Origin of the sequence: Isoptericola maris (assembly GCF_048065335.1) — a bacterium.
Classification (GTDB): Bacteria; Actinomycetota; Actinomycetes; order Actinomycetales; family Cellulomonadaceae; genus Isoptericola; species Isoptericola rhizosphaerae.
Genome location: NZ_JBLUNY010000002.1, coordinates 406,758 through 431,916 on the forward strand (window position 1 = coordinate 406,758; position 25,159 = coordinate 431,916).

Annotated in this window: 24 protein-coding genes; 7 read left to right on the forward strand and 17 right to left on the reverse strand. The window is 73.9% G+C overall.

Going from position 1 to position 25,159, the window contains the following annotated elements; all coding sequences use genetic code 11:
- Window positions 1-3 precede the first annotated feature (3 nt).
- Window positions 4-534 carry a PH domain-containing protein gene (locus tag ACH5HR_RS06065; RefSeq protein ID WP_402373218.1) on the forward strand — a complete coding sequence of 177 codons (531 nt, stop codon included), beginning with the start codon at window positions 4-6 and terminating at the stop codon, window positions 532-534.
- 24 nt (window positions 535-558) lie between these two features.
- Here ACH5HR_RS06065 and idi read toward each other — a convergent pair whose 3' ends face one another.
- From idi to ACH5HR_RS06100, 7 genes are all read right to left on the reverse strand, one after another.
- Window positions 559-1,104 (reverse strand): isopentenyl-diphosphate Delta-isomerase, encoded by a 546-nt coding sequence (gene idi / locus ACH5HR_RS06070; RefSeq protein WP_402373215.1) that lies wholly within the window; start codon window positions 1,102-1,104, stop codon window positions 559-561.
- Between the two features lie 18 nt (window positions 1,105-1,122).
- Complete coding sequence (locus ACH5HR_RS06075; protein WP_416476772.1) at window positions 1,123-2,832, reverse strand: HNH endonuclease signature motif containing protein; 1,710 nt, start codon at window positions 2,830-2,832, stop codon at window positions 1,123-1,125.
- Between the two features lie 78 nt (window positions 2,833-2,910).
- Window positions 2,911-3,591 (reverse strand): MOSC domain-containing protein, encoded by a 681-nt coding sequence (locus ACH5HR_RS06080; RefSeq protein WP_402373209.1) that lies wholly within the window; start codon window positions 3,589-3,591, stop codon window positions 2,911-2,913.
- A complete protein-coding gene (locus ACH5HR_RS06085) occupies window positions 3,588-5,021 on the reverse strand; it encodes an amino acid permease (protein WP_402373206.1) in 1,434 nt (477 codons plus the stop codon). The genes ACH5HR_RS06080 and ACH5HR_RS06085 overlap by 4 nt, the downstream gene beginning before the upstream one ends.
- Window positions 5,022-5,110: 89 nt before the next feature.
- Window positions 5,111-6,796 carry an ABC transporter permease gene (locus tag ACH5HR_RS06090; RefSeq protein ID WP_416476774.1) on the reverse strand — a complete coding sequence of 562 codons (1,686 nt, stop codon included), beginning with the start codon at window positions 6,794-6,796 and terminating at the stop codon, window positions 5,111-5,113.
- Window positions 6,796-7,791 carry an ABC transporter ATP-binding protein gene (locus ACH5HR_RS06095; protein ID WP_416476775.1) on the reverse strand — a complete coding sequence of 332 codons (996 nt, stop codon included), beginning with the start codon at window positions 7,789-7,791 and terminating at the stop codon, window positions 6,796-6,798. The genes ACH5HR_RS06090 and ACH5HR_RS06095 overlap by 1 nt, the downstream gene beginning before the upstream one ends.
- Entirely contained in the window at window positions 7,788-8,537 is a 750-nt protein-coding gene (locus ACH5HR_RS06100; RefSeq protein WP_416476777.1) for a TetR/AcrR family transcriptional regulator, read from the reverse strand. The genes ACH5HR_RS06095 and ACH5HR_RS06100 overlap by 4 nt, the downstream gene beginning before the upstream one ends.
- Window positions 8,538-8,649: 112 nt before the next feature.
- Here ACH5HR_RS06100 and arsB point away from each other — a divergent pair, with 112 nt between their 5' ends.
- The 5 genes from arsB to ACH5HR_RS06125 are packed head-to-tail and all read left to right on the forward strand — an operon-like array spanning window position 8,650 to window position 14,203.
- Window positions 8,650-9,768 carry an ACR3 family arsenite efflux transporter gene (arsB, locus tag ACH5HR_RS06105; RefSeq protein WP_402373196.1) on the forward strand — a complete coding sequence of 373 codons (1,119 nt, stop codon included), beginning with the start codon at window positions 8,650-8,652 and terminating at the stop codon, window positions 9,766-9,768.
- On the forward strand, window positions 9,765-10,820 hold the full coding sequence (locus ACH5HR_RS06110; RefSeq protein ID WP_416476779.1) for a metalloregulator ArsR/SmtB family transcription factor: 1,056 nt from the start codon (window positions 9,765-9,767) through the stop codon (window positions 10,818-10,820). The genes arsB and ACH5HR_RS06110 overlap by 4 nt, the downstream gene beginning before the upstream one ends.
- A 34-nt stretch (window positions 10,821-10,854) precedes the next feature.
- The gene (locus ACH5HR_RS06115) at window positions 10,855-11,268 is read left to right on the forward strand and encodes an arsenate reductase ArsC (protein WP_416476781.1); all 414 of its coding nucleotides are present in this window, start codon (window positions 10,855-10,857) and stop codon (window positions 11,266-11,268) included.
- Complete coding sequence (locus ACH5HR_RS06120; protein WP_416476783.1) at window positions 11,268-12,926, forward strand: FAD-dependent oxidoreductase; 1,659 nt, start codon at window positions 11,268-11,270, stop codon at window positions 12,924-12,926. Before ACH5HR_RS06115 ends, ACH5HR_RS06120 begins: the two co-directional genes overlap by 1 nt.
- Window positions 12,923-14,203, forward strand: a complete 1,281-nt coding sequence (locus ACH5HR_RS06125) for an APC family permease (protein ID WP_416476785.1) — start codon at window positions 12,923-12,925, stop codon at window positions 14,201-14,203. The genes ACH5HR_RS06120 and ACH5HR_RS06125 overlap by 4 nt, the downstream gene beginning before the upstream one ends.
- Window positions 14,204-14,225: 22 nt before the next feature.
- Here the strand turns inward: ACH5HR_RS06125 and ACH5HR_RS06130 are convergent, their stop codons facing one another.
- The 3 genes from ACH5HR_RS06130 to ACH5HR_RS06140 form a co-directional block, all read right to left on the reverse strand.
- A complete protein-coding gene (locus tag ACH5HR_RS06130) occupies window positions 14,226-14,543 on the reverse strand; it encodes a hypothetical protein (protein ID WP_416476786.1) in 318 nt (105 codons plus the stop codon).
- Entirely contained in the window at window positions 14,540-15,334 is a 795-nt protein-coding gene (locus tag ACH5HR_RS06135) for an alpha/beta fold hydrolase (protein ID WP_402373180.1), read from the reverse strand. Before ACH5HR_RS06135 ends, ACH5HR_RS06130 begins: the two co-directional genes overlap by 4 nt.
- A gap of 74 nt (window positions 15,335-15,408) precedes the next feature.
- The gene (locus tag ACH5HR_RS06140) at window positions 15,409-16,788 is read right to left on the reverse strand and encodes an FAD-dependent oxidoreductase (protein ID WP_416476787.1); all 1,380 of its coding nucleotides are present in this window, start codon (window positions 16,786-16,788) and stop codon (window positions 15,409-15,411) included.
- Between the two features lie 80 nt (window positions 16,789-16,868).
- On the opposite strand from ACH5HR_RS06140, the gene ACH5HR_RS06145 reads away from it, so the two are divergent.
- Window positions 16,869-17,225, forward strand: a complete 357-nt coding sequence (locus ACH5HR_RS06145; protein WP_416476789.1) for an ArsR/SmtB family transcription factor — start codon at window positions 16,869-16,871, stop codon at window positions 17,223-17,225.
- A gap of 245 nt (window positions 17,226-17,470) precedes the next feature.
- On the opposite strand, the gene ACH5HR_RS06150 is transcribed toward ACH5HR_RS06145, so the two are convergent.
- The 7 genes from ACH5HR_RS06150 to ACH5HR_RS06180 form a co-directional block, all read right to left on the reverse strand.
- Complete coding sequence (locus ACH5HR_RS06150; RefSeq protein WP_416476790.1) at window positions 17,471-18,772, reverse strand: hypothetical protein; 1,302 nt, start codon at window positions 18,770-18,772, stop codon at window positions 17,471-17,473.
- Window positions 18,773-18,888: 116 nt separating this feature from the next.
- A complete protein-coding gene (locus ACH5HR_RS06155; RefSeq protein ID WP_416476791.1) occupies window positions 18,889-20,373 on the reverse strand; it encodes a hypothetical protein in 1,485 nt (494 codons plus the stop codon).
- An 82-nt stretch (window positions 20,374-20,455) separates the two neighbouring features.
- On the reverse strand, window positions 20,456-21,853 hold the full coding sequence (locus ACH5HR_RS06160) for a class-II fumarase/aspartase family protein (RefSeq protein WP_416476793.1): 1,398 nt from the start codon (window positions 21,851-21,853) through the stop codon (window positions 20,456-20,458).
- 170 nt (window positions 21,854-22,023) lie between these two features.
- Window positions 22,024-22,644, reverse strand: a complete 621-nt coding sequence (locus ACH5HR_RS06165; protein ID WP_416476794.1) for a nucleoside/nucleotide kinase family protein — start codon at window positions 22,642-22,644, stop codon at window positions 22,024-22,026.
- Window positions 22,645-22,693: 49 nt separating this feature from the next.
- Window positions 22,694-23,062 (reverse strand): TraR/DksA family transcriptional regulator, encoded by a 369-nt coding sequence (locus tag ACH5HR_RS06170; protein WP_416476795.1) that lies wholly within the window; start codon window positions 23,060-23,062, stop codon window positions 22,694-22,696.
- Entirely contained in the window at window positions 23,052-24,557 is a 1,506-nt protein-coding gene (locus tag ACH5HR_RS06175; protein ID WP_416476796.1) for an amidohydrolase, read from the reverse strand. The genes ACH5HR_RS06170 and ACH5HR_RS06175 overlap by 11 nt, the downstream gene beginning before the upstream one ends.
- Window positions 24,558-24,576: 19 nt before the next feature.
- The gene (locus ACH5HR_RS06180; RefSeq protein ID WP_416476797.1) at window positions 24,577-25,059 is read right to left on the reverse strand and encodes a heme-degrading domain-containing protein; all 483 of its coding nucleotides are present in this window, start codon (window positions 25,057-25,059) and stop codon (window positions 24,577-24,579) included.
- Window positions 25,060-25,159 lie beyond the last annotated feature (100 nt).

Here is a 25,159-nt window from a genome sequence, read left to right on the forward strand (position 1 = left end):
GCCATGGCCCTGAACGAGAAGAACCTCATCGACGGTGAGCACGTCGTCATGGAGCTGCGGGAGCACACGAAGGCCCTGGTGTGGCCGGTCGTGGTGCTGATCGCCGCGCTGGTCGGTGCGGTCGCCGTCGTCACGCTGGTCCCCGACGGTCCCGGGCGGTGGGTCGGTCTCGGTGTGCTCGCGCTCGTCGCGGTGGTGTGGGTCTTCCTGCCGTGGCTGAAGTGGCGCACCACCTCGTTCTCCGTGACGAACCAGCGCATCGCCATGCGCTCCGGGCTGCTGACCCGCGTGGGCCGCGACATCCCGCTCCACCGCATCAACGACGTCTCGATGGAGAAAGGGCTCGTCGACCGCCTGTTCGGCTGCGGCACCCTCGTGGTCGCCGACGCCACCGAGAAGCGGGGCATGGTGCTGCACGACGTCCCCGACGTCGAGGACGTGCACCGCCAGCTGCAGGAGCTGCTGCTCCAGGCCGACGACGGGTCCGACGACGGCGAGTGGCCTCCGCGGGAGCCGCGCCGCCGGGTGCGCTGAGGCTCAGCCGCGCCGCGCGGAAGCTCAGCCGAGCCGCGCCGCCGGGATCTCGGCGAGCTGGCGCACCATCCACGGGCTGAACGCCCACGGGGTCGCCTCGACCGCGGCCAGCACCTGACCGACGGGCGCCCACACGTGCTCCGACACCTCGTCCGGGTTGGGCTCCACGTCCCCGACCACGCGCGCGACGTAGACCGGGCAGATCTCGTTCTCCACGATCCCCGAGGCGTCCACAGCGCGGTAGCGGAACCCCGGGACGACCACCTCGATGTTCGACACCTCGGCACCCAGCTCGTGCTCGGCATGCCGGACCAACGACTGCTCGGCACTCTCCGTCCACCGCAGGTGGCCGCAGAACGAGTTGGTCCAGACGCCCGGCCAGGTCTTCTTGGCCAGGGCGCGCCGGGTGACCAGCAGACGTCCTTCGTCGTCCAGCAGGTAGCAGGAGAACGCGAGGTGCAGCGGCGTGTCGGTCGTGTGGACCTCGGCACGGGCGACCGTACCGATGCGGTTCCCGACGTCGTCGCAGGTCACGACATGGTCGGCCGCGACGGGCGTGTGCGTCTCCATCGGTCCATCCTGGCACGCTCAGAAGGGCGGCGGGACATCGCCGACCCGAGGACGCGGCCGGACGCCCGCAGGATCCGCGCGGTACGGCGCGCTCGCGTACCGGTGCTGCGTCGGCGAGGTCCAGACGCTCGTCCCGGTGGCCGGGTCGCGTACCACCGCCCAGCCACCGGTCGTCTTGGCCCGGTGGTGCGTGCGGCACAGGGCGTGCAGGTTGTCGCCGTGGGTCTGCGGCCCGCCGCACCCCGCGTCGAAGGGCACGATGTGGTCGAGGTCGCCACGCGACGCCGGCACGCCGCAGCCGGGGAACGCGCACGTGGCGTCGCGGGCCACCACGGCGGCACGCAGCGCCGGGCTCGGCCGGTACGAGCGCGACGAACGGTCCGTCAGCACCCCGGAGACCGGATCGGTGAGGATGCGCTGCCAGACCGCCTCCGGGTCGGTCGCGATCGTCCGAGCCATCGGTGCGGGGATCGGCCCGTAGCCCGCCAGGATCGCCGGGAGGTCGTCGGTGCCGAGCAACGTCGACGCCGCGATGGTCACCTGCACGGGCGACGAGCGGCCGCGCGGCGCCTGGAACTGCGATGCGTGGAACCGCGACGCGTACGGCTGCGACACCTGGGAGCCGGGTGCGTCGACGCAGGGCAGCTCTGCGCCGGGCATCGGGGACGCGGGCGTGTCGACGGCCGGTTCGACTGCTCCGGTGAGGAGTGCGACCAGCGCGTCGGCTCGGCACTCGTCGAGGCGCCTGGACTCCCCCGGGGTGCGGTGCAGCTCCCCGCCCAGGCCGTCGATCGCCGCACGGGCACGCGCCGCGTCGGCGGCGGGAAGGTAGGCGGTCAGATAGGCCATGGCATCGTCGACCGGCTCGAACACGACCGACCGTGACCGCCGCGCCTCGCGGTGACGCTCGATCGTGCCGTCCGGGTCGGCGGTGATCTCTGCCCGGCGCAGCCGGTCGCGGATCTGCCGCACGGTGAGGTGCTCGAGGTCGTGGCGCAGCTCGCGGACCACCTGCCGCCGTCGGGCGTCGTCGAGCCGCCCCGTCGCGACGAGCACCTCTGCCTTGCGCCGGTCGGCCACACCGGCCGCCATCGCGTCGGCGACCTCCGGGATCGACCGGACGCCCTGGGCGACCGCGACGTGCTGCGCGGCGGCGTGCCGGCTCAGGCCGAGCCGAGCCGAGACCTCGTCGGCCACGAACTCGTGCCGGGATGACCCGCGCGTGCGCTGCAGCAGCTCACCGAGCGCCGCGGCCGACCCCGCCTGCGCCCAGGCGGCCAACCGCTCCCAGGCGGCCAGCAGCTCGACCAGGGAGGTGTCGTCGAGGTCGGCGGGCTCGGTGCTCGCCAGCATCGTCGCGAGTGACGGCCCCGGACCGCCCGGCATCTCGTCGAGCCATGCGTCTGGCCCCGACAGCCCGCCGCCGTCGGGCCGGGCGCCGCCGCCGTCGGAGCGACCGTCGCGGCCGGGAGCGGGGCACAGCTCGAACACCGTGTAGGGATGCGCTGCGCCGACCTCGACCGCGAGAAGGTCGGCAAGCTCTCGCTCGAGCCCCGTGCCGCCGTCCTCGCCGTCGTCCATGAGTGCGGCGGAGTCGGTGCTCGCTCGCGGCTCTCGGTGGTTGGGTCCCGGTGCGGCCGGGGCACCGACCGCACCGGGACCGGGGGTTCGTGCACGACGAGTCCCGACAGCGTGCCGCGCCGGGTGGGAAGCGTCGTCTTCGAACATGCGTTCGACACTAGCGAACAGCGAGGGTCGCTGCAAGAGGGAATCCGCAGACCGGCGAGCCGCTGACCACGTGGAACGTCACACCGCGCGTGTCAGCGCCTTGCTGACGCGGCGGTCCATCTCGTCGCTCAGGCGCACCTCGCCGTCGTCGGCGGACCTCCGTAGGGCCGCCGCCAGCTCGGCAGCCGCGCCGAACGCCGGAGCACCCGCGTTCCACGTGCCGAACCAGTCCGCCACGGACACCCCGTGCGAGGGCCGGAACACGATCTCGACGGCGTCGCCCGCCCCGAGCTCACCCCGCTCGACGACCCGCAGGTAGGACCCCGTGCGGTTCGCCTCGGCGAACCGGCGCACCCAGCGCGGCGGCGACCCGAGCCGTCGCGCGAAGGTGGCGCACGGGGTGCGCGGCTGCGTCACCTCGAGCAGCACCGTCCCGATGCGCCACTGCTCCCCGACGAGCGCTCCGGACACGTCGAGACCTCGGGTCCGCAGGTTCTCCCCGAACAGACCCGGAGGGATCTCCCGTCCGAGCTCGGGCTCCCAGAACGCGACGTCCTCGGCGGCATAGGCGTAGACCGCCTGCTCCAGTCCGCCGTGGTTCTCACGGTCCGCCTGGACGTCGGCGTAGAGCCCGTAGCGCCCGGCTCGCACTCTGCCCTCGACGGGCCGCTTGTCGATCGCGGTGATGCCGACCGTCCCGGCGTCGGGCAGCAGCTGGTGGACACGGCAGACGGCAAGGAGCTCACCCATGGCGCTCATGCTCCCACCTCCGACGACCGGGCCTCGCGCCGTGCGAAGGCTCGGCGCACCAGGTACGCCCCGAGGATGACGGCGACCAGCACCGCCGTGGCGACGAGCTGTGCCCGCGCGGCGTCGTCGGTCAGCATCAGCGCGGCGAGCCCCACGAGGGCCGCGAGGGTGGCCCAGGTGAGCCAGGGGAAGGCCCACACCCGCAGGCGCATCGGCTCCCCGGAACGCGCCGCCTCGGCCTCCAGGCGGGGCCGCAGCCGGAGCTGCGACACGGTGATGAGCAACCAGACGACGAACAACGCGGAGCCGACGGCGTTGAGCAGCACCGACAGCAGCGCCTCCGGCAGCAGCCAGTTCAGGAGCACCGCCACGACGCCGAAGAACACGGACACCAGCACCGCCACCCACGGCACGTCCCGGCGGGAGATCTTCGTGGCCGCCGCCGGGGCGTCACGCCGCTCCCCGAGGGAGAACAACATGCGCGACGTGCCGTACACCTGCGCGTTGAACGCGCTCAGCAGCGCCAGCACGACCACGACCTCCATGAGCCGCGCCGCGCCGTCGAACCCGGCCAGCTCGAGGACGCCCACGAACGGCGAGGTGAGCGCGTCGGCGTCGTCCCACGGCAGGAGCGCCACGATGATCGCGACGGAACCGAGGTAGAACGCCAGGATGCGCCACAGGATGGTGCGGGTGGCGCGGGCGACGGCGTCACGCGGGTCGCGCGCCTCGGCGGCGGCGATCGCCACGATCTCGATGCCGCCGAACGCGAACGCGACGGCGAGCAGGCCGGCCGCGATGCCGCCGACGCCGGCCGGGGCGAACCCGCCGTGCTCGGCCCACTGCCCGAGCACGCTGCCCGTGACAGGGATGACGCCCACCACGACGAGCACGCCGACAGCGAGGAACGCCACGATGGCGGCCACCTTGATCAGGGCGAACCAGAACTCGGCCTCGCCGAACTGCCGCACCCCGATCAGGTTGATGCCGCCCAGGACCGCCACGACGACGCCCGCGACCACCCACTGCGGCACGCCCGGCCACCAGCCGGAGACGATCTCCGCCACCCCGGTGACCTCGACGCCGAGCACCATGATCAGCATGAACCAGTACAGCCAGCCCAGCAGGAACCCGGCCCACCGGCCCAGCGCGACCTCCGCGTACACGGAGAACGAGCCCGAGGCGGGCAGCGCGGACGCCATCTCGGCCAGCATCCGCATGACGGCCACGACGATCGCCCCGGCGATGGCGTAGCTGATCAGCACCGCCGGGCCGGCGGTCGCGATCGCCTCGCCCGAGCCGAGGAACAGCCCGGCGCCGATGGCGGAACCGAGGCCCATCATCGTCAGGTGCCGGGGCCGCAGCCCGTGCGCGAGCGGTTCGGCCGGCGCGCTCAGGGCCTCGCCGCCGGGGCGGGTCGGGTCAGGTCCGTTCGTCACGCGGACACGCTAGTCCTTGCACGGCGCACCCACCGGGCCTGCGGTGCACGACGGCGCACCGCAGGCCCGGTCGAGGCTTGCTGGCCCGCTCAGACCGTCTGCAGGTCCCGGCGGCGGAAACCGACGAAGGCCAGGACGAGCAGGGCGGCCGCGACGGCGCTCAGCCCCACGAACGAGCCGGCGTCGAAGTCCGCGACGAACGCCTCCGGGACCCAGTAGAACGGGGAGATCCAGTGCGCCGCCTCGGGCAGGTCCTCGATGAGACCGCCGAACATGCCGATCACGAAGGTGTAGGCCAGCAGCGCCCACCCGGCCGCGGTGGCTCGCGGGATCCACGCGAAGAGCGCGGCCGTGAGCCCCAGATAGATCAGCACGGCGGGTATGTAGCCGAGAAGCACCTCCGTGTAGGTGCCGAGGCCGGGTTCGGTCATCTCGACCGAGACCGCGCCGGCCCACAGGGCGTAGACGCTGACGGCGAGCAGCACCACGGTGCCGACGCCGGCGACGAGGAGCTGGGCACCGAGCCAGCGCCCGCGGGAGACCGGCGTGGACAGCGCCAGCTCGGCACGGCCGGTGGTCTCCTCGGCCTTGGGCCGCAGCCCCATCACGATGGCGTACGCGGCCGCGCACAGGGCGCCGTAGAGCATGATCGCGCCGAGGAACGCCGCCTCGAACCGCGTGGTGTCCTCGCCGAAGATCCCCTGCATCGCGGGGTTGTCGGCGATGAGGTCGCCGATCATGGTGCCGATCTCGGGGACGAGCGTGCCGGACGCCAGCCACATCGCGCCCAGCCCCAGGGCGGACCAGCGCAGGGCTCCCCGCTGCTGGATCCAGGCGAGGGCGAGCGGGCTCCGCAACGAATCGCGGGCGTCGGGCCTCCCGGCCCGCGTCGCGATCATGCCGCCGCCGAAGTCCCGCCGGGACGCGAGCATCGAAGCAGCGACGAGCAGCACGACGATCGTGACGACGCTCAGCGCCATCGGCCACCAGCGCAGGTCGACGAAGGCCCTCGTCTGCTGCGCCCAGGCGATCGGCGAGAACCAGGACAGCGCGCTGCCGCCCGGCACCTCACGCAGGTTGCCCGCGACCTCGACGGCGAACGCCAGACCGAACACGGCCACGCTGCGACCGCTCGCACCCCGGCCGCTCTCGACGAGCTGGCAGAACACGAGCGCGATCGAGCCGAAGACCATGGCGCTCAGCCCGGCGCCGACGGTCATGCCGAGCGAGTCGGCCAGCGGCATCTCCTCGGCACCGCCGACACCCGTCATCGCGAGCGCCGAGACGCCGGCGATCACCGCGTTGACCAGCACGAGCGTGACCACGGCCGCCACGGCCGGGGCGTGGCGGCCGACAGGAGCGGCGCGCACCAGCTCGGACCGGCCCGTCTCCTCCTCGGCGCGGGTGTGCCGCACCACGTGCAGGATGCTCATGAGGGCGAGCGCGAGGACCACCCAGACGGTGCCCTCGTTCGCGATGGCCGCGCCGACGGTGTAGTTCTCGACGCCGTAGCCGGGGCCGCCCATGACGATGCCCGACGGCGTCTCCATCAGCGCGCCGCGCGCCTGGAGCGCACCCTCGGTCTCGCCCATGATGCCGAGCGCCGCGGTGAAGTACGCGTAGAACAGCACCAGCGAGCCGGTCCACACGGAGAGACGCACGCGGTCACGGCGCAGGATGAAGCGGATGAGACTGCCGGTGCCGCTCAGCGTGGAGCCGCCCCGGGCAGGAGCGGACGCCGCGGCGGGCACCGGCCGCTCGAGGGTCGTCGTCATCACGCACCTGCCTTGCTGCGGGTCCGCGCGCGCCCGCCGGACCGGTCCGGCTCACCGTCCGTGCCGCCGTCGGACCCTGCGGCGTCGCCGGTCACGTCCTCGCCGTAGTGGCGCATGAACAGCTCCTCCAGCGACGGCGGGGCCGCGGTGAAGCTGCGCACGTCCATGGCGGTCAGCGCGGCCAGGACGCCCCCGATCCGGGCGTCGTCGACGTCGAACGTGACGCGGTTCCCCTCGTCGGTGGGCACGGTGGCGACGTCGTGCACGCCGTCCAGGCCGGACAGCGCCGCGGGGTCGCCCGCCACGACGGTGGTGACGCTGGACCGTGTCAGGTGGCGCAGCTCGTCGAGCGTGCCGGACTCGACGGCCCGGCCCTGGCGGATGATCGTGACGGTGTCGCAGACCTTCTCCACCTCGGACAGGATGTGGCTCGACAGCAGCACGGAGGTGCCACGCTCCTTGGCCTGGCGCACGTACTCCATGAAGACGGCTTCCATGAGCGGGTCGAGGCCGGAGGTCGGCTCGTCGAGGACGAGCAGGTCGACGTCGGACATGAACGCTGACACCAGGGCGACCTTCTGCCGGTTGCCCTTGGAGTAGGTGCGCGCCTTCTTGGTGGGGTCGAGCTCGAACCGCTCCAGCAGCTCGCTCTTGCGCCTCTTGTCGACCTTGCCGCGCAGGCGGGCGAGGTAGTCGATCGCCTCACCGCCGGACAGGTTGGGCCACAGGCTGACGTCCCCGGGGACGTAGGCCAGACGGCGGTGCAGGGCGACGGCGTCGGACCAGGGGTCCCCGTCGAGCACGCGGACGTTGCCGGCGTCCTTGCGCAGCAGGCCCAGCAGGACACGGATGGCGGTGGACTTCCCGGCGCCGTTGGGGCCGAGGAAGCCGGCGACCTGCCCGTGGGCGACAGCGAGGTCGAGGCCGTCCAGGGCCTTGACCGCGCCGAAGGACTTGTCCAGGTCGTGGATCTCGATGGCTGGTGCGCTGTTCATGGTTCCTCGCTCGTGGTCTCGGGTACGTGCTCGTGGTCGGCGTCGCTCTGCCCGGGCGAGGCGCCGGGCGGGTCCCCGACGTAGAGCAGGTAGTCGTCGAGCATGCGGCGGCTGGTGAGGAAGCCCTGGGTGAAGAGCTCGATCATGGGCAGGTACTGGTCGGCCATGAAGTTGCTCACGGCCGCCCGGAAGTCCTCGGGGTCCTCCGGCGGGTCGAGGGTGAGGGAGAGCAGCATCGTGCCGAGCGCGGACAGCACGAGGTAGCGCACGCGGGCGTCCTCGTCGACGCTGGGCTTGGCGATGCCGTCGGCCACGGCCTCGCGGGTGTAGACCTGCGCGTCGTCGATCATGTGCTGCACGAAGGCTCGGGCCACGTCGCCGCCGGCCTGCAACGACCGGACGGAGTAGCCCAGCAGCGGGGCGTACTCGTCGATCTCCGCCATCACCTGCAGCAGCTGCCCGTTGGTGGCCTTGCCCATGTTCTGCCGCTTGGACCCCATGATCCAGCGGAGCACGAAGTCGTCGCAGGCGCGGTGCAGCGCGTCCTTGGAGCCGAAGTGGTGGATGACCAGCGCGGGGCTCACCCCGGCGTCGGCGGCGATGGTGCGCACGGAGGCTCCGAACCCGGACCGCGCGAAGCGCAGCACGGCCGCGTCCCGGATGCGGTCGCGCGCCGAGCCGTCGGACGGCGGCCGCCCGGTCGACGAGGTGCCCTCAGGCACCCCGGCGGCTTCGGCTGAACTCATGTTCAACACACTAAACGCTTGTTCAGCCTGGCCGCAAGACCCTGCCGCGTTGACCGCTGCATCGAGATCTATCTATATTGACGTTCGTCGAAACAGTCACGTCAGGAGCTCCATGACCACCACCGTCCAGGCACCGGTCAGTGCCCGTCTGTCCAGCCTCGACCGCTGGCTCCCGCTGTGGATCGGCCTGGCGATGGTCGGTGGCCTGCTGCTCGGCCGCTTCGTCCCCGCCCTCGGGGACCTGCTCGGCGCGCTGGAGGTCGGCGGCATCTCGCTGCCCATCGCGATGGGCCTGCTCGTGATGATGTACCCGGTGCTCGCCAAGGTCCGCTACGACAGGATGGCCGCCGTCACCGGGGACAAGCGGCTGCTGGTCAGCTCGCTGGTCCTGAACTGGGTCGTCGGGCCCGGGCTCATGTTCGCCCTGGCGTGGATCTTCCTGCCCGACCTGCCCGCCTACCGCACCGGACTCGTCGTCGTCGGGCTGGCGCGCTGCATCGCCATGGTGGTCATCTGGAACGACCTCGCCTGCGGCGACCGCGACGCCGCCGCGGTGCTCGTCGCGATCAACTCCGTGTTCCAGGTCGTCATGTTCTCGCTGCTCGGGTACTTCTACCTCACGGTGCTGCCCGGCTGGCTCGGCCTCGACACGGCCGGGCTCGACGTGTCGATCGGCCAGATCGCGCTCAACGTGCTCGTCTTCCTCGGCATCCCGCTCGCCGCCGGGTTCGCCTCCCGCGCGATCGGCGAGCGCACGCGGGGACGCGACTGGTACGAGGAGCGCTTCGTGCCGCGCATCGGCCCGTGGGCCCTGTACGGGCTGCTGTTCACGATCGTCCTGCTCTTCGCCCTGCAGGGTGAGCAGGTCTCCTCCCGCCCGGCTGACGTCGCCCGGATCGCGTTGCCCCTGCTCGTCTACTTCGGCGTCATGTGGGGCATCGGCATGGTCACCGGCAAGGCCCTCGGGCTCGGCTACGCACGGACCACCACGCTCGCCTTCACTGCCGCGGGCAACAACTTCGAGCTCGCCATCGCCGTCGCCGTCGCGACCTTCGGCGCCACCTCCGGCGAAGCCCTCGCCGGGGTCGTGGGGCCGCTCATCGAGGTCCCCGTCCTCGTGGGCCTCGTCTACGTCGGCCTGTGGGCCGGGCGCCGATGGTTCGGCGTGGACCCGCGAACAGGCGCCGCACCGCAGGCAGCAACCGAGGAGACCCAGGAGACCCGGTCATGACCACCACGGCGCCCGACGGCGCAGCCTGCGCCCCCCGGCTCAGCGCGGCCGACCACGCCATCGGGGCCGACGCCGCCGACGTCGTCGCCACCACGCTCAAGGCGCTCGCCGACCCGCTGCGGCTGCGCATGCTGTCCGCCATCACGACATCCGCCGACGGCGAGGCGTGCGTGTGCGACCTCGCCGAGCTCGCCGACGTCTCCCAGCCCACCGTGAGCCACCACCTCAAAGTGCTGCGCGACGTCGGCGTCCTCACCTCCCAGCGGCGCGGTACCTGGGTCTGGTACCGGGTCGCGCCCGGCTACCGCGGGGCCGTGACCGTGCTGCTCGACCGGTTCGCACCCGCCGCGGTCGAGAACCGGCAGGACGACCGGCCGCGCGAGCTCACCGGCCTGCGCGACGTCGAGCCCGAGCTCGGCCGGCTCGCAGAGTCCCTCACCCTGCGCGTTCCGGGCACCGACCCCGCCGTGGCGCTGCAGGTGGTGCGCGAGTCGTACACGGCGCTGGCCCGGCGCGGCGGGATGACCACCCACCTCGTGCCCCTCACCGAGCACTTCGCCCGTCAGCGGCTCGTCGACGCCGCATCACGGACGGCCGACGGCGGCACCCGCGACGCCGACGACCCCCGCCCTCCGCAGGTCCTCTTCGTCTGCGTCGCCAACGCCGGCCGCTCCCAGCTGGCCGCTGCCCTGCTCCGCCACCACGCGGGCGACCGGGTCGTCGTGCGGTCGGCGGGTTCCCTCCCCGCGGGCGACGTGCACGCCACCGTCAAGCCGTTCCTCGACGAGCTCGGACCCGGCCCGGCCGACGACGCCTCGACCGCCTACCCGAAGCCCCTGACCGACGACGCGCTGCGGGCCGCCGACATCGTCGTCACCATGGGGTGCGGGGACACCTGCCCGGTGCTGCCCGGCAAACGGTACGAGGACTGGGCCGTCGGCGACCCTGCGCTCGCCTCGCCGTCCGGCGTCCGCGCCATCCGCGACGAGCTGGACGTGCGCGTCCGCGCCCTGCTCGCCGACCTGCTGCCCGACCTGAACCTGCCCCGCTGAAACCTGCCCGCTGACCGTCGCCGAGGAGCACACCATGCCCACCCCACCGTCCGTCCTGTTCGTGTGCGTCCACAACGCCGGTCGCTCCCAGATGGCCGCCGGGTTCCTGCGCGCGCTCGGCGGCGGTGCCGTCGAGGTCCGCTCCGCCGGCTCCGCCCCGAAGGACACGATCAACCCCGTCGCCGTCGAGGCCATGCTCGAGCGTGGCATCGACCTCCGCGCCGAGCAGCCCAAGGTGCTGACCGACGAGGCCGTCCAGGCCTCCGACGTGGTCATCACCATGGGCTGCGGCGACGCGTGCCCGGTCTACCCCGGCAAGCGGTACGAGGACTGGGAGCTCGACGACCCGGCCGGCCAGGGCATCGAGGCGGTGCGCCCCATCCGCGACGAGATCGAGCGGCGCGTGCGCGGCCTGCTCGCCTCGCTCGATGTCGAGGCGGTCGCCTGATGAGGATCGTCGTCGTGGGCTCGGTCGCCGCCGGCACCTCCGCCGCGGCCAAGGCTCGCCGCAACACCGAGGACGCGCAGATCACGATCTACGAGCGCGACACCGACATCTCCTACTCCGGGTGCGGCCTGCCCTACTACCTCGGCGGCGCGGTGGAGAGCATCGACGACCTCACCCCGCGCGACGCCGCGTGGTTCGCGGAGCGCTACGACGTCGACGTCCGCACGGGGCACGAGGTGACGGACGTCGACCCGGCCGCCCGGACCGTCACCGTCCGCGACCTCGCGAGCGGCGAGACCTTCACGGACACCTACGACGAGCTCGTGCTCGCCACCGGCGTCTCGCCCGTGGTCCCGCCCGTGCCCGGCGTCGACCGGCCCGGGGTGTTCACGTTGCGCAACCCGAGCGACGCCCGGGCCGTGCACGCCTGGATCACCGAGCACGACGTCGCCCGTGTCGTCATCGTCGGGGCCGGGTACATCGGGCTGGAGACGGCCGAGCAGCTCGTCGGCCGCGGCCTCGAGGTCACCGTGGTCGAGGCCCAGGAGCACGCCATGCCGCGCATGGACGACGACATGTCCGCCCGCGTGGACGCCGAGCTGCGTGCCCACGGCGTCGAGCTGCTCACCCGCACCCGCCTCGCCCGGATCGACGGCGACGTCGTCGTGCAGGACGCCGACGGCGAGCGCACCCTGCCCGCCGACCTGGTGCTCATCGCGGTCGGCGTGCGCCCGAACCTCGACCTGGTGCGGGCCGCCGGCGCCACCGTGGGACCGACCGGCGCCGTCGCCGTGGACCGCCAGGGACGCACCGACGCGCCGCACGTCTGGGCCGTCGGGGACGTCGCCGAGAGCTTCGACGTCGTCACGGGCGAGCCCACCTGGGTGCCGCTCGGCTCGACCGCCAACAAGATGGGCCGCATCGCCGGGGACGCGCTCACGGGTGGCTCGCTGGCGCACCGAGGCATCCTCGGCACGTCCATCGTGCGGGTGTTCGACCAGGCGGTGGGCCAGACCGGCCTCACCGAGGACCGTGCCCGCGAGGCCGGCCACGACGTCGTCGTCGTGCACAACATCAAGCCCGACCGCCCGCCCTACCTCGGTGGGCAGGAGATGCTGATCAAGGCCGTCGCGGACCGCGCCACCGGCCGGCTGCTCGGGGCGCAGGTGATCGGGCCGTCCGGGGTGGACAAGCGCATCGACGTGCTCGCCACCGCCATCACCTACGGCGCGACGGCGGACGACCTGTTCCACCTGGACCTCGCCTACGCGCCGACGTACGCCACCACGAAGGACCCGGTGCACTACACGGGCATGGCCCTCGACAACGCCGTGCGCGGCTCCGCCCCGCTCCTCTCCCCCGCCGAGCTCGACCGCCGCCGCGCCGCCGGGGAGACGATCCAGGTGGTCGACGTCCGCTCCGCCGCGGACCGCGCGAAGGGGTACGTCGAAGGATCGGTGCACATCCCGCTGGCCGAGCTGCGGGCGCGCGCAGGCGAGCTCGACACCGCCCTGGCCACCGTGACGTACTGCAACAAGGGCGTCACCGGCAACGCCGGGCAGAACGTGCTGCGCAACCTCGGCTTCACCGACGTGGCCAACCTGTCGGGCGGCAACAGGAACTACCGGGCCTTCGGCTCGGCGGAGGGGCGCCCGTGACGCAGCTCGCCCGCCGCCTCGGCACTCGGGACGCCGTCGCGATCGGCCTCGGCTCCATGATCGGAGCCGGCGTCTTCGCCGCGTTCGGCCCCGCCGCCGCGGCCGTGCTGCCCGCCGGCACCGCCTGGGCGCTGCTCGGTGCGCTGGCGATCGCCGCCGTCGTCGCCTACGCCAACGCGACGTCGTCGGCCCAGCTCGCCGCGCAGTACCCGGTGGCGGGCGGCACCTACGTCTACGGCCGCGAACGCCTCGGCGACCGGTGGGGATACCTCGCCGGCTGGGGGTTCGTGGTCGGCAAGACGGCGAGCTGCGCCGCCATGGCGCTGACCTTCGCCGCATACGCCGCCCCGCCCGGCTGGGAGCGGCCCGTCGCCGCGGTGGCCGTCGCCGCGCTGGCCGCCGTCAACTACCGGGGCGTCACCCGCACGGCCCGGCTGACACGGTGGATCGTCGCGGTCGTGCTGCTCGCGCTCGCCACCTGGACGGCGGTCGTGTGGAGCGGCTCGCCGGCGCTCCACGTGGCGGCCGACGGCGGCACGGGGGCCGGCGGATCGGCCGGGGCCGACGGCGGGTGGGCTGTCGCGTACGGGGTGCTCCAGGGCGCCGGGCTGCTGTTCTTCGCGTTCGCCGGCTACGCCCGGATCGCCACGATGGGTGAGGAGGTGCGCGACCCGCGCCGCACCATCCCGCGGGCGATCCTGCTGGCGCTCGGCGGCGCCGTCGTCGTCTACGCGGTGGTCGCCGTGACGCTGCTCGCCGCGCTCGGGATCGACGGGGTCGCAGGGACGACGGCGCCGCTGGCGGCCGCGGTCGAGGAGTCCGCCTGGGCGGGGGTCGTGGTGCGCGTCGGCGCGGCCGCCGCGTCGCTCGGGGCGCTGTTGGCGCTGGTCGCGGGGATCGGGCGGACGGGCCTGGCCATGGCACGCGAGGGCGACCTGCCGCGGTGGTTGTCGGCCGTGCACCCGCGTTTCCGGGTGCCGCACCGGGCCGAGGTGGCGCTCGCGGTGGTCGTGGTCGTCCTGGTGCTGACCGTCGACCTGCGGGGCGCGATCGGGTTCTCGAGCTTCGGCGTGCTGCTCTACTACGCCGTCGCCAACGCCGCGGCGTTCACCCAGGGCGGCACGGACCGGCTGTACCCGCGGTGGCTGCAGGTGCTCGGCCTGGTGGCGTGCGTGGTGCTCGTGGCGACGCTGCCGCTGCCGGCCGTGCTCACGGGGGTCGCGGTCTTCGCGGTCGGGATCGCCCTGCGCGAGCTCCGCCTCCGTCGCCCGAGGTAGCACGGCTCTGCCGCGGTAGGGATCAGCGACGGGCGCGGCTGGCGCCGAACGGGCCGCCGAAGACGAACGAGATGCCGAGCACGTAGCCGACGTCGTACCAGTTGCCGTTGTTGTGGACCTCGTACACCGAGACCGTGTCGGTGAACAGCGAGATCACGAACGCGACCGGCAGGATCATCCCCTGCCACACGCCGAGCCAGAAGCCGGCCGGCTCGCCGAGCGCGGTCGGGGCGGTGTCGAGGCCCGGGTTGGGTCCGGCCGCGCACGCCGTCAGCGCGACGAGGACGACGACGGCGAGCGCCGCCGTCGGCAGGAGCCTGCGCGCGCGGCCCTCGGTCATCGTCCGGCGATCTCGGTGACGAAGCCCTGCAGCGTCTTGGCCATGGCCTCAGGCTCCCACGAGTGCTGTGCACCTGGCACGACCAACCGCCGCGCGTCGCGCAGCGCGGCCGCCGCGAGATCGGCCCCCGCGGTCAGCTCGTCGAACGTCTCGCTGCCGGTCATGACCAAGGCCGGGGCGTCGATCCCGCTCCACAGGTCCCCCGCGGGCGCCGAGTCGGTCCAGGCCAGGGCCTGGGCGTCCGGACGCAGCCCGGCGGCGTTCGCGACGAAGGCCGGCCACATGGGCGAGTCCTTCAGCCAGGCGAGGAACTCCGGCGGCATGTCCCGCATGTACGTCTCCACCGCTGCGGCGGAGCGGCCGTCGTCCAGGAGCCCTTCGACCTCTGCGGCCCACGCGGCCGCACCGCTCCCGGGCGGGGCGAGCGGGATCTCCCAGAGGGCCAGCCCGGCGACGGGCAGCCCGGCGACGGCGGCACGCAGCGCGATCGTGCACCCGGACGAGTGCCCGCAGAGCACCGCAGGCGAACCGGCGACGTCGATGAGCGCGGCCAGCGCGTCGATCTCGCGCTGGAGCGGGATCGGGGCGGCCGCCGTCGACTCGCCGCGGCCCAGCCGGTCGTACACCAGGGTGGTGAGCCCGAGCCCGGCGGCGAGCTCCGCCGTCGCCGTCGTCTCCGGGTCGATCTCGCGGAACGGTCCGGCCCCGGCGACGAAGACGACGGCGGGGCCCTCCCCGCGCAGGTCGTAGGCGACGCGGTCGCCGCTGGACGTGGTGAGGAACTCGGTCATGACGCCTCCCGGTGGGGTGGGGGCGCGCCTGGCGCGAGCCCCTCACCCCTACCGACCTGTGGGAGGCGCCGAACTCATCGCGGTCCGGTCGTGAGCTCGACGAGCTGGGGTCCCGCGGCGGCAGGTTCCGCGGGAGCGGTCCCGCAGCACGCACCGCCGGTGAGCTCGTCCTCGCCCGCCAGGTCCGACGAGCAGACGCCGGTCGCGGGCAGCACCAGCTCCACGGCGTCCGCCGCGGCGCGGTCGCCCGCGAGCGCGGCGGCCACGGAACGCACCTGCTCGTAGCCCGTGGCGAGCAGGAAGGTCGGCGCCCGGCCGTAGGACTTCATGCCGACCAGGTAGAAGCCCTCGTCGGGATGCGCCAGGACGCTCTCGCCGTGGGGTTCCACGCTCCCGCAGGAGTGCAGGTTGGGGTCGATGAGGGGCGCGAGCCGTGCCGGGGCCTCGACCACGTCGTCCAGGTCGAGCCGGACCTCGCGCAGCATGTCGAGGTCCGGGCGGAACCCGGTGGCTGCCGAGATCACGTCGACGCGAGCCTCGAACGGGCCCTCCTCGCGAGCGCCCTGCGCCCGTCCGACGCCGGAGACCACGACCTGCCCGTCGGCCGCGGCAAGGCGCTCGATCGTCGTCCGGGTCCACAGCTCGAGCCGACCGGCCTCGACGGCCTCGCGCAGCCGGGTCCCGAGGAGCCCTCGGGCCGGCAGCTCGTCGTCGGTGCCCCCGCCGAAGAGGCGCCGCGGGGACCCGCCACGGATGGCCCAGACGACCTCGGTGCCCGGCACCTCCTCGGCCAGGCGGGTGAGCGCGAGCAGCGTGTTGGCCGCGGAGTGCCCCATCCCGACCACGAGGGTCCGGCGTCCGGCGAAGCGCTCGCGGTCCCGGCCCAGCACGTCGGGCAGCGGCCCCGCGAGGTACGGCGCCGCCTCGTGCTCGCCCACGGCGGGCAGCCCGCTGCCGCCGAGCGGGTTCGGCTGCCCGTAGGTGCCGGAGGCGTCGACGACGGCGGCGGCCAGCACATCGCGCGTGCCGCCGTCGGACTCGGTGCGCACCAGCCAGGGCCGGCGCTCGCGCCCGAGCGACCGCGTGCGGTCGGCGCCCTCGCGCGCGACGGCGGTCACGCGGGTGCCGTAGCGGACGCGGTCGGCCAGGGCGGGAGTCGCGGCGAGCGGCGCGAGGTAGTCGCGCACCAGGTCCTGCCCGGTGGGCAGAGTGTCCAGATCCGGCTCGCGCCAGGAGCTGTCGGCCTCGAGCAGGCGGCGGGCGGCCGGGTCGAGACAGTAGCGCCAGGGCGAGAACAGTCGTACGTGGCCCCAGTCGCCGACGGCGGCCCCGGGACCCGCTCCTGCCTCCAGCACCAGCGGTTCGAGCCCGCGCTCCAGCAGGTGTGCCGCGGCGGCGAGCCCTACGGGTCCCGCGCCGATCACCACGACCGGGTGCTGCGTCGTCGTCTCCATGCCACACTCCCTCATCGACAAACTTCAATGTGTCGGGTGCAACGTATCCATAAACTTCGATGCATGGCAACATAGGGGGCATGACGACTCCGCTCCCGCTCGCGTCGGAGCCCCTCGCACCAGAAGGGTGCTGCACGCCGGTGCGCGCCGCCGTCGACGCCGAGGAGGCCCAGCGGCTCGCCCGCGTCTTCAAGGCGCTCGGCGACCCCACGCGGGTCCGCCTGCTGTCCACCGTCGCCGCGGCGTCCGACGGCGAAGCCTGCGTCTGCGACCTCACCGCGCCCGTCGGCCTGAGCCAGCCGACGGTCAGCCATCACCTGAAGATCCTCGTCGACGCCGGGCTGCTCACCCGCACGCAGCGCGGTCGCTGGTCCTACTACGCAGCCGTCCCCGGAGCGCTCGACCGCCTCGCCGACACCCTGCGCGACCTGGGCTGAGCGCGGTCGTGGGCCGTCCCCCTGCGACGCCCCACGACCGCGCACCGGTCCCGGTGGGCTGCACCGACCGCACGGGCCCCCGCCCGTACGTCGTCGTCCCACCCGCCGGCGGACCGGCGCGGGCCGCGGAGCTCGTGACCGACCTCCTGGCCCCGGCGCACCGGTCCGGCAGACCGCAGGCCGTGCGGTCGTGGGCCGTCCCCCTGCGACGCCCCACGACCGCACCGCATCCGCGGAAGGTGGTGTCAGCCGACGTGCAGCCGTCGACGTCGTGAGGCGAGCGCAGCGCCCGCCATGATCAGCAGCAGGGCCAGGACGGCGAGCTGACCGGAGCTCGCGCCGGTCGTCGCCAGCGCTTCCGCACCCGTCGTGCCCGACGCCGCGACCGTCACCATGCCCGGGCTCTCGCTCTGGACGGTTCCCGTCACGCCGCCGGACGGCCCGGTCACCGGCGCGGAGCCGGGGCCGGATCCCGTGCCGTCACCAAGATCTGTCCCCGGACCGTCGCCGTCACCGGGGTCTGTCCCCGGACTGTCACCGGGGTCGGCGGACGTCCCGTTCTCGAGGACGTCGTCGACGATGCCGTCCTCGGCGAGGACGTCGTCCACCACGGCGACGAGGTCGAGCTCGAGCAGGTCCGTGACCGTCTGGTCGACGTCGTTGCGGAGCTCGTCCACCAGGCCGTCCGTGACGCCGTCCTCCGGCTCGTCCGGGCCGACGACGTCGTCGACCAGCCCGTCCTCACCGATCGCGCCGCCGACCAGATCCTCGACCTGCCCGTCGGTACCGAGCGCCTCGTCGACCGCTCCGCCCGCGTCCACGACGTCCGCGACAGCCGTGTCCACACCGCCGTCCTCCAGCACGTCGTCCACGACGCCGTCCTCGGCCACGACGTCGTCCACGACCGCCTCGACGTCACCCGCCAGGGCGTCGTCGACCGTCGCGTCGACATCGTCGACGGCTGCCGCCACGAGGCCGTCCGTCACGCCCTCCTCCGGCTCGTCCGGGCCGACGACGTCGTCGACCAGCCCGTCCTCACCGACGACGTCGTCGACCGGCCCTTCGACGGCACCGTCCGTCCCGACCACCTCGTCGACGGTGGCCGTGGTCTCGACGACGTCCTCGACGGCGGCATCGGCCCCGCCGTCCTCGAGAGCGTCGTCGACGACGCCGTCCTCGGCAACGACGTCGTCCACGGCCGCCTCGACGTCACCCGAGGTGACGTCCTCGACCGTCTGGCTGACGTCCTCCGCCACGACGTCCACGACGTCGTCCGTGGTGGTCTCGCTCGGCTCTTCGGCGCCGACGAGGTCGTCCACCGGGCCGTCCTCGCCGACGAGGTCGTCGACGACGGTCTCGACCGGCTGGGTGTCGACCTCGGGGAGGTCCACGGGCGTGTCCAAGGACGCGTCCGACAGCTCCTCCGAGACCTCTTCGAGGTTCAGGTCGACCGAGGTGTCCTCGCCGATCTCGACGTCGACGACGTCGTCCTCCGCAGCATGGGCCGAGTAGGCCCCGGCGACCACGAGGCCGCCTGTGACAAGCACTGCTTGCAGCACTCGTCGCGCGTTCGTACGCATGGTTGTCTCCTGCCGTGTGACGTGGGAGCAGACGGCGGACGCCGCCCGCAGCAGGTCGCGCTCAGTGGCGCGACGTGGCCACGTCAGGCAGGAGAGACGGAGATCTCGGCGTAGGGCACCGGCAGCGGTGCGAACGTTACGGGAGCGGGGACCAGCCAGTGGCCGGCCCCGGCCCGCGACGCCGAGACGAGCTGTGCGACGAGGTCGCCGCTGCCCGCGCCTCCGCGCACGGAGCTGGAGGAGCTGCAGCCACCCGTGGTGACGGCGTCGCTCAGAGCGTCGGGGGCGCCGGCCTGGTCGGGCGCGGCGGTCGCGTCGTGCTCGGCGGTCGGGGCCAGGCCCATCAAGGCCGAGTCCACCGGGTCCATCACCGTGCCGAGCCAGGCGACGGACGGCGCGGCCGGTGTCGCCGGCACGTCGACCGTCCGGACGGCGTCGGTCTCGGCAGACGGTTCCCGGTCGGTGGGCGAGGTCCGGTCGGCGGACGGTGCCCGGTCGGCCGCGAGGGCCGGGACATCGGCGTCAGGGGCCGCAGGAACGATCACGCCGGGTTCGACGACGGGGTGCACCGGACGCACCACGGGCTCCACGACGGGGTCGACCAGGTCCAGTACGGGGTCGGTCACCGGGGCGACGGCATCGACGACCGGGCGCACCACGGGCCGGACCAGGTCGACGACAGGTCTGACGACGGGGTCGACCACCGGCCGGACGACGGCGGTGGTGACGGGCTCGAGGACCGGCTCCAGCGTGCCGGTCACGCCTCCGACCAGCGAGCCCACCGGCGCGAGCACCGGGGCGGTCGCGCTGGTCACGGGGCGGAGCGCCGTGCCGACCGCGTCGGTCACCGGGCGCAGCGGTTCGGTCACGGGCTCGGTGATGCTCTCCACCACCTCGCCGGTCGCCCCGGTCAGCGGAGCGATCCCGTCGCTCACCGGCTCGACGACGGCCCCGAGCGTCCCACCGACCTTCTCGGTGACCGGTGCGACCACCTCGCCGGTCACCGTGTCGAGGAGGTCTCCGGCCGGGTCGGACGTCGTCTCGGCGGGGCCCGAGGTCTCGGAAGGCTCGGGGTCGGTGGCCGGCTCCTCGTCGGGCTTCGGGGCCGGCTTCTCGTCGGGCTTCGGGGCCGGCTTCTCGTCGGGCTTCGGGGCCGGCTTCTCGTCGGGCTTCGGGGCCGGCTCCTCGTCAGGCTTCGGGGCCGGCTCCTCGTCAGGCTTCGGGGCCGGCTCCTCGTCAGGCTTCGGGGCCGGCTTCTCCGCCGGCTCCTCAGCGCGCGGGGCGACCTTCTCGGTCACCTTCCCCAGCGTCTTGCCGACGGGCTCGGTGACCTTCTCGACGGTCTTGCCGACCGTGTCCAGCAGCGGGTCGGTGACACGATCGGTCGTGGTCTCCACGACCCCCGCGAGGAGTCCGTCCCGAGAGCGCTCGTCGGCTCCGCCGTCGTCCGCCGAAGCGCTCGTGGCGAGGCAGAGGCCGGTCGCGACCGTCCCGAGGGCGACCCCGAGGGCGCGCAGCGTCCAGCGCCGCGGGCTCGTCGCCCCCGTGCTGCCGCCAGCGTCCGTCATCTCGGTGCCCCCTGCTCTCCCGACCGTGACGTGTCCCACTCTGGGGTCGCACGTCGCATCGCGCAACATCGGCGGGCCGGAATCAGCGGGTCATCAGCGGAGCACGCTCCGGGAGGGCGTCCAGGCGGTCCGCCGTCGTCGTGGCGCAGGCGGCCAGCTCGCCGGCGATCTCCGCGCTGAGCCCCAGGTAGGCGGCCGGGTCGATGAGCTCGTCCAGCTCGGCCCGGTCGAAGGCCCCGGAGACCGTCGGCTCGTCGAGCAACATCTCCACGAACGGCGTCGTGGACGTCGCGGCAGCCTGGGCGACGTCGAACACGACGTCGTGCGCCTTCTGCCGCCCGATCTTCTCCCCGAGGGCCAGCATCAGCGACTCCGAGCCGATCATGCCCGCCGAGAGACTGATGTTGTCCCGCATGCGGGACGGGTCGAGCACCAGCCCGCCCACGATGACCTCCATCCGCGCGAGCATGTCCCCCGCCAGGACGGCGGCCGACGCCGCCACGTCCTCCAGCAGCGCCGTCATCGCGCCGTTGGCCTCCTGGTCGTGCAGCATCGACTCCAGCGCCGGGGCGGCCAGCGCCCGAAGCTCCGCGGACATCGTCAGCAGGTCCAGCGCGAGCTGCGGGTTGCGCTTGTGCGGCATGGTCGACGACCCGACGGTGCCCTCGGGCACCGGCTCGAACGCCTCGGCGAACTCGGGCTGCATGAGGGCGTAGACGTCCTTGGCGATCTTGCCGACGGTGCCCGCGAGCTGCGCGAGGACGAGCACGAGCTCGACGATCCCGTCGTTGATCGAACGCGACGGGACGCGCATCGGGTGCAGGCCGAGCCGGTGCGCCACCCCGGCCTCGATGACCCTGCCCGCCTCACCGAACGAGGCGAACGTCCCGGCCGCACCACCCATGAGGACGCAGAACAGCCGGTCGTCGAGGCGTTCGAGGCGCTCGGTGTGCGCCACGAGCTGGTCGATCCACACGGCGACCTTGAAACCGAACGTCACCGGCACGGCATGCTGGGAGTGGGTCCGGCCGGCCATCGGCAGGTCGGCCGACCGCTCGGCGAGCCCCGACGCGGAGCGCAGCACCCGGGAGAGCTGGCGCAGCAGCAGCCGGTGCGCGTCGCGCAGCACCAGCACGTCTGCGGTCTGCGTGATGTTCTGCGTCGTGGCACCCCAGTGCACCCAGCCGCCGTGCTTGGCGCCGACAGCGCGGGCGAACTCCTCGATGAGCGGCACCAGCGGGTGGCTGGCCTCCGCTGTCGCGGCGAGGACCCGCTTGATGTCGAGCTTCTCGATGCGGGCGGTCAGCGCGATCGCCCGGGCCGACTCCTGCGGGACGAGGCCCGCGTCAGCCTCCGCGAGCGCCAGTGCGGCCTCGACGTCGAGCCGGGCCTGCCAGCGGTTCTCCCGCGTGAAGAGCGGGGCGATCCCCGGGTCGGGCACGCGACCCTCGGTGAAACGGCCGAACGGTGCGACGATCACTGTTCCTCCTTGGCCCGCCACCCGGCCGACGGCGGGCCGCCAGCGTAGAGCAGCATGATCGTCCTCATTCCCGCCGAAAGCGAGCCCCGACCGGCACGGTCCTGCGCCTCGTACGCACGGAGGGAGCCGGCACGAACCGGGCGATCACTACGTGCGCCAGGCCGCGTCGGTCAGCCTCGCAGCAGTGCCGGCCGGTCGGGGTGGTCGGAGCGGACGACGACGTCGGCCACGCGCTCGGGGGCGCTCTCACGCCGGTAGCGCCCGTACGCGACCAGGGTCCAGGCGTCCTCGAGCGGGGTGTTGCGGGTCTCTGTCGCGGGCCGCAGGGCGAGGTGGACGGTGAGGTCGACGTCGAGGCCCTTGCCGAGGGTCAACGACCCGTCGAGCGCGACGACGGTGCCGGGCAGGGCGTCGACGCGGTCGGCGCGCGTGGACCGGTCGGTCGCCGGGTCCCGCAGCGTGGGCAGCCACCGACCCTGCCGCACCACGGACGTGAGGACCTCCCGGTTGAGGCCGTCGACGTCGATCCACTCGTCGAGCAGCGCGTCCGGGTCACGGTGGCCACGCTCCAGCCGCAGCGACGCGGGCCGCCAGAAGTCTCGCGTCCGTACGCGTGCCACGGGGCGTCCGGCCGTCCGCAGCGGGCCGGCCAGCGCGTCCGCGAGCTCCGCGGGCCGGGTCGAGGGGTGCCCGTCGACCAGGAGCCGCACCGGGCGCTCGGCGGGGCGCGCCAGGACAAGGCCGACGACGTGGTCCACCACGCCGTCGGGCGTCATCGGCTCGGCACGCACCGGCCCAGTCTCCCAGGCTCGGTCGGCGGACCCGCCTGCTGCGGAGCGTTCAGCGCGCGTGCTCGACGCAGCGCGTCGCCGCCGGGCGGGCGTCCAGGCGCCCGGTCGGGATCTCGCGCCCGCACACCTCGCACACGCCGTACGTGCCGGCGGCGACCCGGTCGAGCGCAGCGAGCAGCTCGTCCCGTTCGACGGTGGCCTCCGCGGCCAGGGCCGCCGCCTGCTGCCGCTCCCACGCGAGGGTCGACCCCTCCGGGTCGTGCTCGTCGTCGACGTTCTCGTCCCGGACCACCCCGACGATGTCGGCCACGAGCCGCTCCTGGGCCGCGATCCGCGCCTCGACCTCCGCGAGACGTGACCGCAGCCGCGCCACCGGGCCGGCCCGACCGCCGTCGGGCACGCCGTCCTCAGAAGCCACGGTGCGTCCACTCCCCCGCCACGAGCGTAGCCGCGACCGGCATCTGCCGCAGGCCGGCGGGGTCGACGGCGAGCGGGTCGACGTCGAGCACCGCCAGGTCGGCCGGCGCTCCGGGCTCCAGGTCGAACGAACGTCCGTCCACCGACGCCTCGAGCGCGGTGCGCAGGTCGAGGCTCTGCTCGGGATGCCAGGGTTCGCGGCCGTCGCGGGAGCGGGTGACGGCGGCCGCGACGGCCGCCCAGGGGTCGAGGGGCGCGACCGGGGCGTCCGAGCCGAGCGCGAGCGGCACCCCGGCACGGCGCAGGTCGGCCAGCGGGAAGGCACGCTCGGTGCGGTCTCCCCAGAGCTCCTCGGCGATGTCCCGGTCGTCCATCGCGTGCTCGGGCTGCACGCTCGCCGTCACACCGAGCGCCGCGAACCGGGCGACGTCGTCCGGCTGCACGAGCTGCGCGTGCTCGATCGATCCCCGCGCCGCCGACGCCCCGAAGGCGTCCAGTGCCAGGGCGTTGGCCCGGTCGCCGATCGCGTGGATCGCGCAGCGCAGACCGGCGTCGCGGGCGCGCGACATCAGCGGCACGAGCTGGTCGGTCGCGATGTTGAGGACCCCGTGGGCTCCCGCGCCCGTCAGACCGGCGTACTCGTCGAAGCAGAACGCGGTCAGGGTGTTCAGCGAGCCGTCGCTGATGACCTTCAGCGGACCCTGCGTGACGAGGTCGGTGCCCTCGGCCAGCGGGGAGCCGTCCGTGAGCCCGGCCGCCAGCACCGCCTCCAGGTACTGCTCCCACACCCCGGCCCGCACGCGCAGGCCGCCCCAGCCCCGGCCGACCCGCCGGCGCCAGACCGCGAGGTTGTCGGCCACCTCGAAGTCGACGACACCGACCACGCCGCGCTCGGCGGCCGCACGCGCGGCGTCGGCCACCATCTCGTCGGCGACGTCGTCCTCCACCGCGACGATGCGCGGGCTCGCCGGCATCCACTCCTCCTCGCGCAGCAGACCCGTGGGGTGGTGGTCGATGCCGAGATAGCGCAGCCCGGCCGACGACGCCCACGCGCTGTGCAGGTCGCCGGAGAGCAGGATGACGGGCACGTCGCCCACGGCCTCGTCGAGCACGGCGGCCGTCGGCTCGGTGTCCCACCCCGCCCACCGGAAGCCGTAGCCGACGAGCGGCTGCCCGTGCGGCACCGGCGTCGTCGCCCCGTGCACCCGCGCACGGACGAGCACCGCGGCGTGCGCGGGGCTGGTGGCCTCCGAGACGTCCAGGCGGTGCCGCACCAACGCCCACTGCGTGAGGTGGGTGTGCGCGTCCCACAGGCCGGGGATCAGCACGCGCCCGTCGAGGTCCACGGACTCGGGCGGCGGGCCGGGCGGGCCCCCGAGGGCCGAACGCTCGCCGGCCGGGACGACGGCGGCGATCCGGCCGCCGTCGAGAGCGACGTCGACGAGGCCGTCGAACCGGCCCGCGAGACGCGCGTTCGCCAGGAGGAGTGCGGTCACGGGCACACCGTACGACGCGTCAGGCCGACGGCGCGGCGAAGGTCCGCAGGGCCTCCACCACCAGCGCGTGGTCGTCGCCCTGCGCGAGCCCGGACACGGTCGCGACCCCGACGATGCCGACACCGTCGACGCGGATCGGGAACGCCCCGCCGTGGGCCGCGAACTCCTGCAGCGGCAGCTGGTGGATCTCGTTGAAGTCGCGCCCCTCAGCACGGGCGCGCAAGCCGACCAGGTATGACGACGCACCGAAGCGGTACACGACGCGCACCTTGCGCTCGACCCACGAGTCGTTGTCCGGTGTCGTCCCCTCGCGCGCCGCGTGGAACACCTGCTGGGTGCCCTTGCGCACGTCGATGGTCACCGGCAGGTCGCGCTCGGTGGCCAGCTCGACGAGCAGGCAGCCGAGCCGCCAGGCGTCGTCGTGCGAGAAGCGGGTCAGGACGAGCTCGCGCTCGGTCTCGGAGACCTCGGAGATCAGGGCGGTGGCGTCGTCGGCGTTCATCGGGCCAGCCTCCCACGAGGCACCCCGCGCGCCCGGGCCGTGTCCTCGCTCACAGCGGGAATGCCGCCGTCGTGGCACCCTGTTGACGCTATCCGTGCAT

Coding starts and splice junctions, on each gene's coding strand:
- ACH5HR_RS06065 (WP_402373218.1), top strand. CDS start 4: ATGGCCCTGAACGAGAAGAACCTCATCGACGGTGAGCACGTCGTCATG.
- idi (WP_402373215.1), bottom strand. CDS start 1,104: ATGGAGACGCACACGCCCGTCGCGGCCGACCATGTCGTGACCTGCGAC.
- ACH5HR_RS06075 (WP_416476772.1), bottom strand. CDS start 2,832: ATGTTCGAAGACGACGCTTCCCACCCGGCGCGGCACGCTGTCGGGACT.
- ACH5HR_RS06080 (WP_402373209.1), bottom strand. CDS start 3,591: ATGAGCGCCATGGGTGAGCTCCTTGCCGTCTGCCGTGTCCACCAGCTG.
- ACH5HR_RS06090 (WP_416476774.1), bottom strand. CDS start 6,796: ATGACGACGACCCTCGAGCGGCCGGTGCCCGCCGCGGCGTCCGCTCCT.
- ACH5HR_RS06095 (WP_416476775.1), bottom strand. CDS start 7,791: ATGAACAGCGCACCAGCCATCGAGATCCACGACCTGGACAAGTCCTTC.
- ACH5HR_RS06100 (WP_416476777.1), bottom strand. CDS start 8,537: ATGAGTTCAGCCGAAGCCGCCGGGGTGCCTGAGGGCACCTCGTCGACC.
- arsB (WP_402373196.1), top strand. CDS start 8,650: ATGACCACCACCGTCCAGGCACCGGTCAGTGCCCGTCTGTCCAGCCTC.
- ACH5HR_RS06110 (WP_416476779.1), top strand. CDS start 9,765: ATGACCACCACGGCGCCCGACGGCGCAGCCTGCGCCCCCCGGCTCAGC.
- ACH5HR_RS06115 (WP_416476781.1), top strand. CDS start 10,855: ATGCCCACCCCACCGTCCGTCCTGTTCGTGTGCGTCCACAACGCCGGT.
- ACH5HR_RS06120 (WP_416476783.1), top strand. CDS start 11,268: ATGAGGATCGTCGTCGTGGGCTCGGTCGCCGCCGGCACCTCCGCCGCG.
- ACH5HR_RS06130 (WP_416476786.1), bottom strand. CDS start 14,543: ATGACCGAGGGCCGCGCGCGCAGGCTCCTGCCGACGGCGGCGCTCGCC.
- ACH5HR_RS06135 (WP_402373180.1), bottom strand. CDS start 15,334: ATGACCGAGTTCCTCACCACGTCCAGCGGCGACCGCGTCGCCTACGAC.
- ACH5HR_RS06140 (WP_416476787.1), bottom strand. CDS start 16,788: ATGGAGACGACGACGCAGCACCCGGTCGTGGTGATCGGCGCGGGACCC.
- ACH5HR_RS06145 (WP_416476789.1), top strand. CDS start 16,869: ATGACGACTCCGCTCCCGCTCGCGTCGGAGCCCCTCGCACCAGAAGGG.
- ACH5HR_RS06155 (WP_416476791.1), bottom strand. CDS start 20,373: ATGACGGACGCTGGCGGCAGCACGGGGGCGACGAGCCCGCGGCGCTGG.
- ACH5HR_RS06180 (WP_416476797.1), bottom strand. CDS start 25,059: ATGAACGCCGACGACGCCACCGCCCTGATCTCCGAGGTCTCCGAGACC.